The 12,698-nt window shown below is 72.1% G+C and carries 12 protein-coding genes; 7 read left to right on the forward strand and 5 right to left on the reverse strand.

Annotated features, from left to right (window positions below):
• The first annotated feature begins 17 nt into the window (after positions 1-17).
• Genes chrA through D0Z08_RS30380 form a run of 3 tightly spaced genes read left to right on the forward strand, consistent with a single transcriptional unit; the run spans position 18 to position 2,746 of the window.
• The gene (gene chrA / locus D0Z08_RS30370; protein WP_281271798.1) at positions 18-1,352 is read left to right on the forward strand and encodes a chromate efflux transporter; all 1,335 of its coding nucleotides are present in this window, start codon (positions 18-20) and stop codon (positions 1,350-1,352) included.
• A gap of 48 nt (positions 1,353-1,400) precedes the next feature.
• On the forward strand, positions 1,401-2,294 hold the full coding sequence (locus D0Z08_RS30375) for an alpha/beta fold hydrolase (RefSeq protein ID WP_118929027.1): 894 nt from the start codon (positions 1,401-1,403) through the stop codon (positions 2,292-2,294).
• On the forward strand, positions 2,291-2,746 hold the full coding sequence (locus D0Z08_RS30380) for a PaaI family thioesterase (RefSeq protein WP_118929028.1): 456 nt from the start codon (positions 2,291-2,293) through the stop codon (positions 2,744-2,746). Before D0Z08_RS30375 ends, D0Z08_RS30380 begins: the two co-directional genes overlap by 4 nt.
• A gap of 16 nt (positions 2,747-2,762) precedes the next feature.
• Here the strand turns inward: D0Z08_RS30380 and D0Z08_RS30385 are convergent, their stop codons facing one another.
• On the reverse strand, positions 2,763-3,017 hold the full coding sequence (locus D0Z08_RS30385; protein WP_118929029.1) for a hypothetical protein: 255 nt from the start codon (positions 3,015-3,017) through the stop codon (positions 2,763-2,765).
• Between the two features lie 140 nt (positions 3,018-3,157).
• Here D0Z08_RS30385 and D0Z08_RS30390 point away from each other — a divergent pair, with 140 nt between their 5' ends.
• The gene (locus D0Z08_RS30390; protein ID WP_118929030.1) at positions 3,158-4,381 is read left to right on the forward strand and encodes a PucR family transcriptional regulator; all 1,224 of its coding nucleotides are present in this window, start codon (positions 3,158-3,160) and stop codon (positions 4,379-4,381) included.
• Here D0Z08_RS30390 and D0Z08_RS30395 read toward each other — a convergent pair.
• Positions 4,354-4,584, reverse strand: a complete 231-nt coding sequence (locus D0Z08_RS30395) for a rubredoxin (RefSeq protein WP_182481589.1) — start codon at positions 4,582-4,584, stop codon at positions 4,354-4,356. The two genes, D0Z08_RS30390 and D0Z08_RS30395, sit on opposite strands and share 28 nt — an antisense overlap.
• Positions 4,585-4,634: 50 nt before the next feature.
• On the opposite strand from D0Z08_RS30395, the gene D0Z08_RS30400 reads away from it, so the two are divergent.
• Positions 4,635-5,189 carry a COG4315 family predicted lipoprotein gene (locus D0Z08_RS30400; protein ID WP_118929031.1) on the forward strand — a complete coding sequence of 185 codons (555 nt, stop codon included), beginning with the start codon at positions 4,635-4,637 and terminating at the stop codon, positions 5,187-5,189.
• An 8-nt stretch (positions 5,190-5,197) separates the two neighbouring features.
• Here the strand turns inward: D0Z08_RS30400 and D0Z08_RS30405 are convergent, their stop codons facing one another.
• The gene (locus tag D0Z08_RS30405; protein ID WP_182481590.1) at positions 5,198-6,382 is read right to left on the reverse strand and encodes an MFS transporter; all 1,185 of its coding nucleotides are present in this window, start codon (positions 6,380-6,382) and stop codon (positions 5,198-5,200) included.
• Between the two features lie 74 nt (positions 6,383-6,456).
• Here D0Z08_RS30405 and D0Z08_RS30410 point away from each other — a divergent pair, with 74 nt between their 5' ends.
• Positions 6,457-7,953 (forward strand): cellulase family glycosylhydrolase, encoded by a 1,497-nt coding sequence (locus D0Z08_RS30410; RefSeq protein WP_118929033.1) that lies wholly within the window; start codon positions 6,457-6,459, stop codon positions 7,951-7,953.
• A gap of 89 nt (positions 7,954-8,042) precedes the next feature.
• Here the strand turns inward: D0Z08_RS30410 and D0Z08_RS30415 are convergent, their stop codons facing one another.
• Both D0Z08_RS30415 and D0Z08_RS30420 read right to left on the reverse strand, forming a co-directional pair.
• Positions 8,043-9,476, reverse strand: coding sequence for a phytoene desaturase family protein (locus tag D0Z08_RS30415; RefSeq protein ID WP_118929034.1), 1,434 nt, complete (start codon positions 9,474-9,476; stop codon positions 8,043-8,045).
• A complete protein-coding gene (locus tag D0Z08_RS30420) occupies positions 9,473-11,104 on the reverse strand; it encodes an acyl-CoA synthetase (RefSeq protein WP_220454462.1) in 1,632 nt (543 codons plus the stop codon). The genes D0Z08_RS30415 and D0Z08_RS30420 overlap by 4 nt, the downstream gene beginning before the upstream one ends.
• Before the next feature lie 166 nt (positions 11,105-11,270).
• Between D0Z08_RS30420 and D0Z08_RS30425 the strand changes: the two genes are divergently transcribed.
• A complete protein-coding gene (locus D0Z08_RS30425) occupies positions 11,271-12,575 on the forward strand; it encodes a hypothetical protein (RefSeq protein WP_118929035.1) in 1,305 nt (434 codons plus the stop codon).
• The last annotated feature ends 123 nt before the right edge of the window (positions 12,576-12,698 follow it).

Raw genomic sequence — 12,698 nt, forward strand, 5'->3', positions numbered from 1 at the left:
ATACCAAGAACGACGTCATTCCGCTCGGTGAGGCCACCCGGGCGTGGTTCGCGATCTCGCTGCAGACCTTCGGCGGACCCGCCGGCCAGATCGCCGTCATGCAGCACAAGCTGGTCGACGAGAAGCGCTGGATCGGCCAGCAGCGCTTCCTGCACGCACTGAACTACTGCACGCTGCTGCCGGGGCCCGAGGCCCAGCAGCTCGCCATCTACACCGGCTGGCTGCTCAACGGCACCCGTGGTGGTCTCATCGCCGGGTCGCTCTTCGTCCTGCCGGGCGTGATCGCCCTCCTGGCCCTGTCCGCGATCTACGTGCGGTTCGGGAGCACCGACCTCGTGTCCGCGCTCTTCGCCGGCGTCGCGCCCGCGGTCATCGCGATCGTGGTGCAGGCCGTCCACCGGATCGCGAAGCGCGCACTCGCCCACCGGGCACTGGTCGCGCTCGCGGTCGGCGCGTTCCTGGCGCTCACCGTGTTCTCGGTGCCGTTCCCCCTCGTGGTGCTGGCCGCAGGCGTGATCGGCTGGGTCCTGGGCCGGGCCATCCCCGGGATGACGCGCGGCGCGGGGCACGGCGAGGCGACCGACGGCCCCGCTCCCCTCATCAGCGACGACGCGCTCCACCACGAGCTGCCGTCGAAGCGCCGGTCGCTCAGCATCGTGGCGATCGGCCTGCTCCTGTGGTTCACGCCGATCGCCCTGTTCGCCGCCTTCGTCTCCTCGACCGACGTGTTCGTCGACCAGGGCCTGTTCTTCTCCGGTACGGCGGTCGTGACCTTCGGCGGCGCGTACGCCGTGCTCTCGTACGTCGCCCACCAGGCCGTCACCGTCTACGGCTGGCTCGGCCCCGGGGAGATGGTCCGCGGGCTCGCGCTCGCAGAGACCACGCCCGGGCCGCTGATCATGGTCGTCCAGTTCGTCGCGTTCCTCGGCGCCTACCGCAGCCCCGGCAGCTTCGACCCCTGGGTCGCGGCCGTGCTCGCCTCGCTGCTCGTCACCTGGGTGACGTTCGTGCCGTGCTTCCTTTTCGTCCTGCTGGGGGCGCCGTACGTCGAGCGCCTCCGGCACAACCAGAACCTCACGTCCGCCCTGACCGGCGTCACCGCTGCGGTCGTCGGCGTGATCGCCAACCTGGCGGTCTTCTTCGCCCTGCACACGCTCTTCGACCGCAACCGCGAGGTCGGCGGCGGCCCGATCAGTGTCGACCTCCCCGTGCTCTCGTCCTGGGACCCGGTCGCCTTCGCGATCACCGGCATCGCCCTGCTGATGATGTTCGGGCGCAGCTGGGGCCCGATGCGCACCCTGGGCCTGTGCGCGGCCCTCGGCATCGGCGTCTACCTGGTCGGGCTGGTCTAGCGCAGGGGCGGCTTCCCATCGTGACAGTGGCACTGGCAAGGTTCTGCCATGCAGACGCCGACGCTTGCGGACACCGGACAGGTCTCACTCGCCTACGAGGCCTTCGGCTCACCCGAGGACCCGCCGCTCGTCCTGGTGATGGGAGTGGCCACGCAGATGCTGGGATGGCCCGACGGGTTCTGTCAGGCGCTCGCTGACGCCGGGTTCCACGTGGTCCGGTTCGACAACCGCGACATCGGCCTGTCGACGCACCTCGACGACCTCGGGATGCCCGACCTGATGGCGCTGCTGGGCGGCGGCGCGACCAGCGCGCCGTACCTCCTCGCCGACATGGCCGACGACACCGCGGGCCTGTTCGACGCCCTCGGCTTCGACCGGGTGCACCTGGTCGGCCTGTCGATGGGCGGGATGATCGTGCAGGAGGTGGCCATGCGGCACCCCGACCGACTGATCAGCCTCACGTCGATCATGTCGACGCCGTCCGCGAACGTCGGAGCGCCGACGCCGGAGGCCCAGGCAGTCCTGCTCGCCCCGTCCCCGACCTCCGCCGCCGAGGCGGCCGAGCTGGCCGTCAACACCTACCGGGTGGTCGGCTCGCCGGGCTACCCGCTCGACGAGGAGTGGCTCCGCGCCATGGGCGAGGAGTCGTTCCGCCGGGCGATCGACCCTGCCGGCGTCGTCCGCCAGCTCGCGGCGATCCTGTGCTCGCCGGACCGCCGACCCGGCCTGGCCGCGCTGACGGTGCCCACCCTGGTCATCCACGGCGACGCGGACCCGTTGGTCCAGCCCGAGGGCGGCCGGGCGACGGCCGACGCCATCCCGGGTGCCCGGCTGGTGACCTACCCCGGCATGGGCCACGACCTGCCCGAGCCGCTCTGGCCGGAGCTCGTCGGCGAGATCGCCGAGCACGCGCGCACCGCCACCGCGGAGGTGGCCTCGTGAAGACGCCGGAGGAGCTGACCCGCGAGCAGCACGCCCTCATCCCGATCCTCGCCGCGATGGACACACGCGTGATCGAGGCCGGCGACGGCAGGGGCACGGTCGAGCTGCCGGCCGAGCCGAACGTCAACCACTTCGGTGCCCTCTACGCCGGCTCGCTGTTCACGGTGGCGGAGGTGCTCGGTGGCCTGATCCCCGGCACGACGTTCGACTTCGAGGGCGAGCTGGCGGGCTTCGTACCGCTGGTGAAGTCCGTGGAGATCAAGTTCCTCCGCCCGGCGCTCGGCACCGTCCGCGCCAGCGCGGAGCTCTCGCCCGAGGACCGCGAGCGGATCCCGCGCGAGGCGCTCGAGGCCGGGAAGGCCGAGTTCGTCCTCGAAGCAGAGATCGTCGACGGGGAGGGGACGGTCGTCGCAGCGACCCGCGGCGTCTACCAGCTGCGTCGCTTCGGCTGAGCCCGGTTTCGAGGAGTCAGGCGGCCTCGGCGACCAGCGCCGGCCGGGCCGCGTGCGTGCCGGCCTGCAGCTCGTGACGGGCAGCGGCCAGCTCGGCGCGGCGGGCGTGCGAGCGGGCCTTGACGTCGGCGAGGCGGGCGGCGAACGCGTCGTGCTTCCGCCCACCGACCCGGTCGGCGACCCAGCCGACGGTGACGGTCAGGAGGGGGATCCAGACCGGCAGCAGCATGAAGGCGAACAGGGGGACGAAAGCGGTGAGGGCTTCGCGCATGGTTCTGGTCTCTCCTTGATCGAAGGCCGGTGGTGCTGGGCTTGTTGCACAAGTCTCCGATCACAGGGGCCCTCGCCTCTCGTCTCGTGCCTCCAAGATCTGCCAGGATGTTTGGACAGCCGCACAACCCGAGGAGATCGATGGGGAACGTCGGACCCGACCTGGACGCCTGGCTCGCTACCTTCGTCGCCCGGGAGTCGCAGGCCGCGGTGGTCGACGGCTGGGTCGAGCGGATCGCCGCCCCCACCCTCGCGGAGAACCCGGAGATCGCCTCCGACCCGGCGCTCTCACGCACCGTCGGCGCGGCCGTCCGCGCGCACTGGCTCGCGTTCCTCACGAGCCTGTCCGAGCCGGAGCAGGAGCACCACCTGGTCCGGCCCGCCGCCGAGCTGGCGGGCGAGCTGGCCCGGCGCCGCTATCCCTCGACGCTCCTCTTCCGGATCTACCGGGTCGCCCAGCAGGCGGTCTGGGAGTACGCCACGACGGTCACCGAGTCCGTGCAGGAGTACGACGTCGACCCCGCCGAGGTCCTCGTCTTCTTCTGGAACCGGGCCAGCGCCTGGCTCGACGCGTCCGTCGAGTCCTCGGTGGAGATCTTCCAGGCCGAGCAGGACAAGGTCCGGCAAGGCGCGGTCGCGCAGCGCCTCGACGCCGTCCGCGAGATCCTCGCCGGCAAGGGCAGCGACCCGAGGGAGCTGTCGGCGCGACTCGGCGGCCACCCGCTGTCCGGCTTCAACACCGCGCTCCTGTTCCACACCGACGACATCGACAACATCCCGGACCTGGCCACCGCTGCCAGCGAGCTCGCCCGGCCGTTCGGCGTACGTCCGCTCGTCGCGAACCCGGGCGGCCGCGACCTGTGGTGCTGGCTGGCGACCCGGTCCGCCCCTGACCTGAGCGGCCTGCGGGACTCGGCCGACTGGCTCGTCGAGCACGGCGTCACCGTCGCCGTCGGGGCGCCCGCCGAGGGCGTCGCCGGCTTCCGACTCAGCCATCACGAGGCGCAGGAGGCGCAGCGGGTCGCCTTCGCGATGGCCCGACCGTCCGCGGTGACGCTCTTCGCCGACGTGGAGCTGCTCGCCGTGATGACCGCCTCGGCCGAGGCCGCCACCCGGTTCGTCCACCGCACCCTGGGCCCGCTGGCCGACCCGTCCGAGACGCCGACCAGGCTGCGCCAGACGCTCCGTGCCCTGCTCGCATCCGGCAGTGTCGAGGACGCGGCGAACCACCTCTCGGTCCACAAGAACACGGTGCGCTACCGGGTCAACCAGGCCGAGGAGCTGCTCGGCCGCAAGGCGTACGACGCCCCCACCGAGATCGAGCTCGCGCTGCGCTACTACGAGATGTTCCTCGCCTCGGAGTAGCTGAGCGGGGCGAAGTCGATCTTCTCGCGCACGCCGCAGTCGGGGCAGCACCAGTCGTCGGGGACGTCGGCCCAGGCGGTGCCGGCGGCGAAGCCCTCGAGCTCGTTGCCGACCTCGACCTCGTAGGTGTAGCCGCAGCGCGAGCACCCCGATTCTGCGCCGGTCGCGCCAAGACGCGCGTCGCTCGTTGTGCGATCGGCCAATGGACCCCGCGAGGCCGTCGCGGCCCCGGGCCGTGCGGCACACTCTTCCCATGCGCACCCGCGTCGGCGCCCTGGTGGGATCCCTTCTCCTGCTTGCAGCGTGTGGCGACGACTCCGACCCGGAGGCTTCAGATCCGACATCGCCCTCGTCGGCGACGCTGCCGACATCGGAGGCGACTCCGAGCAGCAGCCCGACCGACGCGACGTCGGCGGAGACCGAGTCCCCCGCGTCCCCCGTCGCGGACGGCACGACGGTCGTCGTCGGGGAGAGCGAGTTCGGCCCGATGCTGTTCGACGACACCGGGCAGGCCATCTACCTCTTCGACGTCGAGACGACGTCCGAGCCCGAGTGCTTCGACGAGTGCGCCGTCGCGTGGCCCCCCGTCCTCACCGAGGGCCCGCCGGTGCCGGGCGATGGGGTCGACGCGTCTCTGCTCGGCACCGTCGAGCGGACCGACGGTGGACTCCAGGTCACCTACAACGACCATCCGCTGTACTTCTACGCGCACGAGGACAAGTTCGAGGTCCTCTGCCACAACGTCTTCCTCAACGGCGGCAACTGGTACGTCGTCGAGCCCGGCGGCGACGCGGCACCTCCGGGATGAGTGTGAGGTCAGGGCTGCGCGACGCGGCTTGACGGCGTCCGCGACGCCATCAGCGCGGTCCAGGCCGCACCGGCCAGCGCGATCGCGCAGCCGACGCCGAACGCCCACGACAGGTCCTGCTCGCGGGCGACCAGGCCGAGGGCGATCGGTCCGAAGCCGAGCCCGAGGTCGATGAACGCCGACGCCGTGCCGGCAGCGGCGCCGCGCTCGCCAGGGGACGCGGTCGCGAAGATCGCCGCGAAGAACGCCGGGGTCGAGAAGCTTACGCCGATCGCCATCACGACGACGCCGACCAGCAGGCCCGTCCCGGACTGCCAGGCCACGAGCACGGCGAGGCCGGCGGCGATGGCGACGAGGGACGCGGTGGCCAACGGCAGCGAGGGGAACCGGTCCGGCACCCGGGCGAAGGCGACCCGGCAGACCACGATGACCGTCCCGTAGACGACGAGGGCCAGCGAGGTGTTCTCGAGGCCGACCTCGACCGACCAGAGGGAGGCGAACGCCAGGAACCCGCTGATCGCGGCCAGCGAGGCGAAGAACCCGAGCGACGCCGGAATGCCGGGGCGGTGGATCAGCTTGCCGTGACCGTCCCCGGTGATCGACGCGGCCTCGGGCACCCACCGGATGATGACCGCCGCCGCCACGGCCAGGCCACCGGCCACCCACCAGGCCTCCGTGAACCCCCAGGTCTCCACCACGAGCTCCCCGAGCGGCGGACCGAACGCGATGCCCAGGTAGAGGCCGAGCGAGTTGTAGCTCAGCGCCTCACCGAGCCGTTCCGGCGGCGCGAGGTCGGCCAGCAGCGCGAAGCCGGCGACGAAGAACGCCGCCTCGGCGACGCCCTGCAGGAGCCGGATCGCGACGACACCGGCCAGGGTGTCGACGTACGGCAGCATCAGCATGCCGGCCGCAGCCAGCAGCGCTCCCGTGACGAGCAGCGGCGTCCGCCCGTGGACGTCGGACAGCCGACCGGCCAGCGGCCGGCAGACCAGGGCGGTGACCCCGAACGCACCGAACGCGAGCCCCGCGCCGGCCTCGTCCGACCCGACCGGCCCGGTCGCGTACAGCGGCAGGGTGTGGATCGCGATCCCGACCGAGACGAAGTACGCGAGGTCGGCAAGACCCAGCGCGATGAAGGCCGGTGTGAACAGCGGCGGCGTCAGCTCCTCGGCCATCCGCCGATCGTCCCGCACCGATCCTCCGGTGTCAGGCCGTGGCTGGGATCGAGTAGACGTAACCTGACCCCCAGCAGGACGTTTGACCTGCTGTGCGCCCGCTGTCCGCTCTCCTCGCCGCCGTCCTGAGCTGCCTGCTCCTCGCAGCCCCCACCCACGCGGCACCCGCCACTGCCGCCGATCCGGCTCCGCGGCCCAGCACGGAGGGTCGGTTCCTGGTCGACCCGCAGGGCCGGGTGCTGGTGCTGCACGGCGTCAACATGGTCTACAAGCGGGCGCCGTACGCCCCGGACGCCATCGGGTTCGGCGCCGACGACGCTCGCTTCCTCGTCCGCCAGGGCTTCACCACCGTCCGCCTCGGGCTGATCTGGAAGGCCGTCGAGCCCGAGCCCGGAGAGTACGACGACGCCTACCTCGCCCGGATCCGCGAGACCACCACGGTCCTGGCCGACGCCGGCGTCCACGTCCTGCTCGACTTCCACCAGGACCTCTTCAACGAGCGGTTCCAGGGTGAGGGCGCCCCGGACTGGGCGGTCCAGGACGACGGCCTTCCTGCGGAGCCGCAGCTCGGCTTCCCCTACAACTACTTCGGCCAGCTCGCGCTGAACCGCGCGTTCGACCACTTCTGGGCGAACGCGCCCGGGCCGGGAGGCATCGGCCTGCAGGACCGGTACGCCGCGGCGTGGGCCCACGTGGCGTCGTACTTCCGCGGGACGCCGGGCGTCATGGGCTTCGACCTCTTCAACGAGCCGTGGCCGGGCACCGTCTGGCCGACCTGCGTCAATCCCCTGGGCTGCGCCGGGTTCGACGCGAAGCTCGAGGCGTTCAGCCAGCGGTCGATCGACGCGATCCGCGCGGTCGACCCGGAGACGCCGATCTTCTACGAGCCGCACGTGATCTTCAACAACGGCGTCCGGACCACGATGGCGCCGGCCGGCGAGGACCTCGGGTTCTCGTTCCACGACTACTGCCTGACCGCCGACGTCGGACTGGAGGGAACGCCGGTCCAGGACCTCACCTGCAACGTCTTCGACGACCTGGTCTGGCAGAACACGGAGCGGCAGCTCGGCCGCACCGGGGACACGCCGCTCCTCACCGAGTTCGGCGCCACCACCGACACGACCGTCCTCCGCGCCATGGTCGACCGCGCCGCTGCGCACCGCTTCGGCTGGCAGTACTGGGCCTACTGCGGCTGTGACGACCCGACCACCACCGGACCGGGCAACGAGCAGGCGCTCGTCTTCGACCCCGCAGCCTCCCCCACCGGGGCCAACATCGACCACGAGAAGCTGGCGGCGCTGGTCACGCCGCACCCGCTCGTCGTCGCCGGCACACCGGCCGGCTGGGCCTTCGACCGCACCAGCCGCCATTTCACGACCTCGTGGTCGACCGCTCGCGCGGGCACGCTCCCGGGGCGCTTCGGCGCCGGGGCGACCACGCGGATCGCCGTACCCGCGCTCGTCTACAGCGGCGGCTACCGGGCGACGGCGACCGGCGGCACGATCGTGTCCGCGGCCGGTGCCCGGGTGCTCGTCGTACGGCAGAAGGCAGGCGCGCTCACCGTGCGGGTGACGGTGCAGCCACGCTGACCCGCGCGACCACCCAGAGTCTCCTGCCTAGCGTTGGATCTTGCGTCACGTGGTGACGCAAGATCGCACGCTTGTGCAGGTTCCACGGGCTAGAGACGACGCAGAGCGGTCTCCGCGGCGTTGAAGCCGCCCATCCCGTGGACACCGCCGCTGGGCGGAGTGGCGGAGGAGCACAGGTAGACGCCGTCGACGCCGAGTGAGTAGGGGTTCAGGGCCGGGCGCGGCCGGAACACGATCTGGCGGGCGTTGTTCGCGCCGGCGCCGATGTCACCGCCGACGTAGTTGGCGTTGTACCTCTCCAGGTCGGCAGGTCCCCTGACCGCGACGGCCAGCACCTGCTCACGGAAGCCGGGGGCGAAGCGTTCGATCTGGTCGAGCACCGCATCGGTGGCCCGCTCGGTGGGGCCGTCATACCCGTGCGGGACGTGGGCGTAGGCGTAGATCGGGTTGGCGCCGCCGGCCGAGCGACTGGGGTCGATGAGGTACTGCTGGCCCAGCAGCACGAACGGCCGTTCCGGCATCCGACCGCGCACGGTCGCCGCCTCGATGCCCACGATCTGCTCGGCGGTGCCCCCGAGGTGCAGCGTGCCGGCGCGGAGGCAGTCGGGGTTGGTCCACGGGATGTCGCCCTCGATGGCGATGTCGACCTTGAACGCCGCCGGCCCGTAGGAGTAGCGGGTGAGCGCGCGGCGCACCCGGGAGGGCAGCCGGTCGCCGACGATGTCGAGCGCGCCGGCGGGCGCGGTGTCGAGCATCACCACGTCGGGCGCCGTACCGGTCAGGTCGGAGAGCGCGTCGAGGGAGGTGACGCGAGTCCCGGTGACGACCTTGCCGCCGTGCTGGGCGAGCTCGGCGAGCAGCGCCCGGGTGATCGCCTCGGTGCCGCCCTCGGCCACCGGCCACCCGACGGCGTGCGCAGCGGCGGTGAGCATCATCCCGACCGAGCCGCTGAGCGGCCGGTCGAGGCGGCCGAAGGCGTGCGCGGCGACGCCCATGAAGAGCGCTCGGGCCGGTTCGTCCTGGAAGCGGCGGACGACCCAGGTGGCGGGCTGCAGCGCCGTCAGCCCGAACCGGGCCAGGGTGAGCGGGTGCCGGGGCAGGTGGGCCACGGGCTGGAGCGCCTCGCTGATGAGCGCGTCGAAGTTGCGCACCGGCGCGGCGAACAGGCGCCGCCATCGGTCGGCGTCCGTGCCGAGCGACGCGTCCGTGATGCTCAGGTCGCGCGCCGCGAGCCCCACCCGGCCGTCGTCCAGGGGATGCGCGAGATCGACGTCCGGCCAGAGCCAGCGCAAGCCGTGGCGGCCGAGGTCCAGCGACGAGAAGTACGGCGACGCCACGCCCGTCGGGTGGAACGCGGCACAGTCGTCGTGCAGCACCCCGGGCAGGGTCAGCTCGCTGGTGCGCGCGCCGCCGCCGGGCTGGTCGTGCGCCTCGACCACGGTGACGTCCAGGCCGGCGTGGGCGAGGCGGATGGCAGCGGCGAGCCCGTTGGGCCCGCTCCCCACCACGACCGCCGTCGTCACGTGATCTCGGCCAGCTTCCGCTTGAGCACTTTGCCGGTCGGGTTGCGCGGCAGCTCGTCGACGAAGACGACGTCGCGGGGCGTCTTGTAGCGGGCGAGGTTCTGGGCGACGTACGCCTTCACCTCGTCGGCGGTGAGCTCCGCTCCCTCGTTGAGTACGACGAACGCCCGCAGCCGTTGCCCGAAGCGCTCGTCGGGCACGCCGATCGCGGCCGCCTCGCGGACGGCGTCGTGGGCGAAGAGGAGCTCCTCGATCTCGCCGGGGAAGACGTTCTCGCCGCCGGACACGATCATGTCGTCGTCGCGCCCGTCGATGAACAGGCGGCCGGCCGCGTCGAAGTGGCCGACGTCGCCGGTCGACATCAGGCCGTCGATCCGGTCCTTGTCGCCGCCGCCGGTGTAGCCCTCGAACTGGAAGTCGTTGCCGACGAAGATCCGGCCGGTCGCACCGGGCGCGACCTCCCGTCCGTTGTCGTCGAAGATCTTCACCGTCGCGCCCATGACCGGACGGCCCACGCAGCCCGGCTCGACCGCCAGGTCCTCCGGCGTGGCGATGGTGGCGTAGGCGACCTCGGTGGAGCCGTACATGTTGTGGATGACCGGACCGAACAGCTCGGTCGAGCGGGTCGCGAGCTCGGCACCGAGCTGGGAGCCGGCCACGAAGATCGCCGTCAGCTGCGACAGGTCGGCCTCGGCAAAGGCGTCGTCGCCGAGCTCGGCCATCTTCTGCAGCATCACCGGCACGGCGACCATGCCGGTGGCGCGGTGGACCGAGAGGTCCTGCAGCACCAGTGCCGGGTCGAAGCGGCGGCGCAGGACGAGGGTCGAGCCGAGGAAGCCGTGCAGCAGCGCCATGGCGAACCCGAGCGTGTGGAACATCGGCGCCGGCAGCCCGAGCACACCCTCGGCGTGGAAGGGCACCCGGGAGAGGAGCGCACCGATCGGCGCGAGCGAGCGGGGCTCCGCGCGTGGCGCACCCTTCGGCGTACCGGTGGTGCCGCTGGTGAGCAGGATGACCTTCGGGTCGACCCCGGTCCGCGGTGTCGGCGCGGTGCTGCCGGACGCGACCAGGCCGGCGATGGTGTCGTCGCCCTGGTCGCCGGGCTCCTCGGTCCACGCCCGGAACCGGCCGAGCGGCGTCGCGACCTCGGCGAGGAAGACGCCGTACTCGTCGTCGTGGACGAGCAGGTCGGTGCCCTCCCGTCCGGCGACATCGCGGATCTGGGGCCCGGCGAAATCGGTGTTGAGCAGCACGATCCGGGTGCCGCAGCGCGCCGCGGCGTAGGTGGCGACGAGGAACCAGCGGTGGTTGCGGGCGAGGATCGAGACCCCGTCGCCCGGCTTCAGGCCGATCTTGCGCCAGTGGTTCGCGACGGCGTTCGACGCGTCGTCGAGCTCGCCGTACGTCATGGTGCCGACCTCGTCGATCACGGCGACCTGGTCACGGCCGTGGCGGATCGAGGCGATCGCCGGGATGGCGCCGAGCATGCCGTAGCGCCAGGCCGCGTGGCCCAGCTGCGCGACCTTCCACGGCGGATCGATGCCGAGGGCCCCGCTCTTGAAGGCGTACGACGCGTAGCGCGCTTCCTGCGAGGCACGGCGGGCGATTTGGATGGGCAGCGTGATCACGCCGACACGCTAACGCTCTACGGTCCTGGCATGCGCTCTCTAGGTCGGGGCCCGTACGGCGGATCGTCGGCGGCACTCTGGTGATTCGACCTCGGCGGGACGCCGCCGAGCAGCACACTGGATACTCCGAGCGCACCAGTCGCGAGGCTGAGGTTGGGAGGTCGGGATGACGAGACGACGACGCGCGCTGGCGTGGGTGATCGCGCCGGCGCTGGTGGCGCAGCTCGCGACGGCCCCGACAGCAGCGGCCCGACGCGAACCGATCGCCGGGCCCGTCACCACGCTCTCCACCCAGGGATACGCGCCGGTGACCGTGGTCGACGGCGAAGGCACGGCGACCGTGGTCTGGGCGGCCCACTACTGGCGCGGCCCGATCAGGGCCGCACGCCGACCCGCAGGTGAGGGCTGGAGCACGCCGGTGACCATCGGTCGAGGTACCAACCCGGTCATCGGCATCGACGCAGCCGGCGTCGTCACGGTGCTGTTCAGCACCAACCGGCGTGGTTTCACCACCGGTCTGTCGGCGGTCCGCCGCGAGCCCGGGCGGCCGTGGGGCAGGCCGAAGCACCTGACGAACGACCGCCCCGCCGAGCGCTACGGGCCCAACGGCGACGAGGGGATCTTCGGCGCGCATCGCGCCGACCTCGCCGTCAGTCCCGGCGGTGACGTGGTCGCGGTCTGGCAGTGGGGAAGCGACCACCGCCACCGGCCGTACCGGATCGAAGCGGCACGCCGACCGAACGGCGGCCACTGGAGCGAGCCGCGAGCGCTCACCCGGCGGGACTGGTCGTCCGACCCCGAGATCGGTATCGACCAGACCGGTCGGGCCACGCTGGTCTACCACCAGGACGGCTCGCTGGTCTCGCGGCGCCTGATCCCGGGTGACGGCTGGTCAGGTCGCATCCGGCTCCGGGGCGATGCCGCCGTCGTCGACTCCGACCTGGTCGTCACGCCGGACGGTGACACGACCCTGATGCTTCATGTCTATGGCCGGCAGGACGGCGCGCTCGCGGTCATGCAGCGTCCTCCGGCCGGGCCGTGGACGGGGACCCGTCAGCTGTCCCCCGACGGCGTGGTGAACATCGCGGGCGCGGTCGCCGCCCACGGCAACGGCTCCGTGACGGTGGCGTGGATACGGACGACCGGCAGGGTGGATGCCGTCACCTGGACCGACGGCACGTGGTCGCCACCGTTCCAGGTCACCGGCGCCGCGCAGAACCGCGCACCGCAGCTGGCGGGCAGCTCGACCGGGGACCTCGTCGTGTGGTGGCAGAACGAGAGCCTCGGCATCCGGGCGCGGGTCCGCGACGCCGCGGGCAGCTGGACGTCGCGGTTCGGCATGTGGCCGGATGCCCGCTACTACGGGTCGTCGGCGGCCGCGGTGTATCCCGACGGTGATGTCCTCAGCGTGGTCCATCGCGCTCATCGCCGGGACGACGACATCCGGGTCCGGCGCGTGCGGGTCGACTAGGGCGTGTCTCCTATGTTCCGGAGCGTGGGGCTGTTTTGATGCGGTCATGTCTCGCGAACGGGTGCTTTCTGACGATCAATGGGAGCGGATCTCGCCGCTGATGCCGTCCTCGGACGGGGTGAA

Source organism: Nocardioides immobilis (assembly GCF_003515065.1).
Classification (GTDB): domain Bacteria; phylum Actinomycetota; class Actinomycetes; order Propionibacteriales; family Nocardioidaceae; genus Nocardioides; species Nocardioides immobilis.

Bases quoted from the DNA above. Each gene is read 5' to 3' on its own strand.
- D0Z08_RS30375 (WP_118929027.1), top strand. From the start codon at position 1,401: ATGCAGACGCCGACGCTTGCGGACACCGGACAGGTCTCACTCGCCTAC.
- D0Z08_RS30385 (WP_118929029.1), bottom strand. From the start codon at position 3,017: ATGCGCGAAGCCCTCACCGCTTTCGTCCCCCTGTTCGCCTTCATGCTG.
- D0Z08_RS30390 (WP_118929030.1), top strand. From the start codon at position 3,158: ATGGGGAACGTCGGACCCGACCTGGACGCCTGGCTCGCTACCTTCGTC.
- D0Z08_RS30400 (WP_118929031.1), top strand. From the start codon at position 4,635: ATGCGCACCCGCGTCGGCGCCCTGGTGGGATCCCTTCTCCTGCTTGCA.
- D0Z08_RS30425 (WP_118929035.1), top strand. From the start codon at position 11,271: ATGACGAGACGACGACGCGCGCTGGCGTGGGTGATCGCGCCGGCGCTG.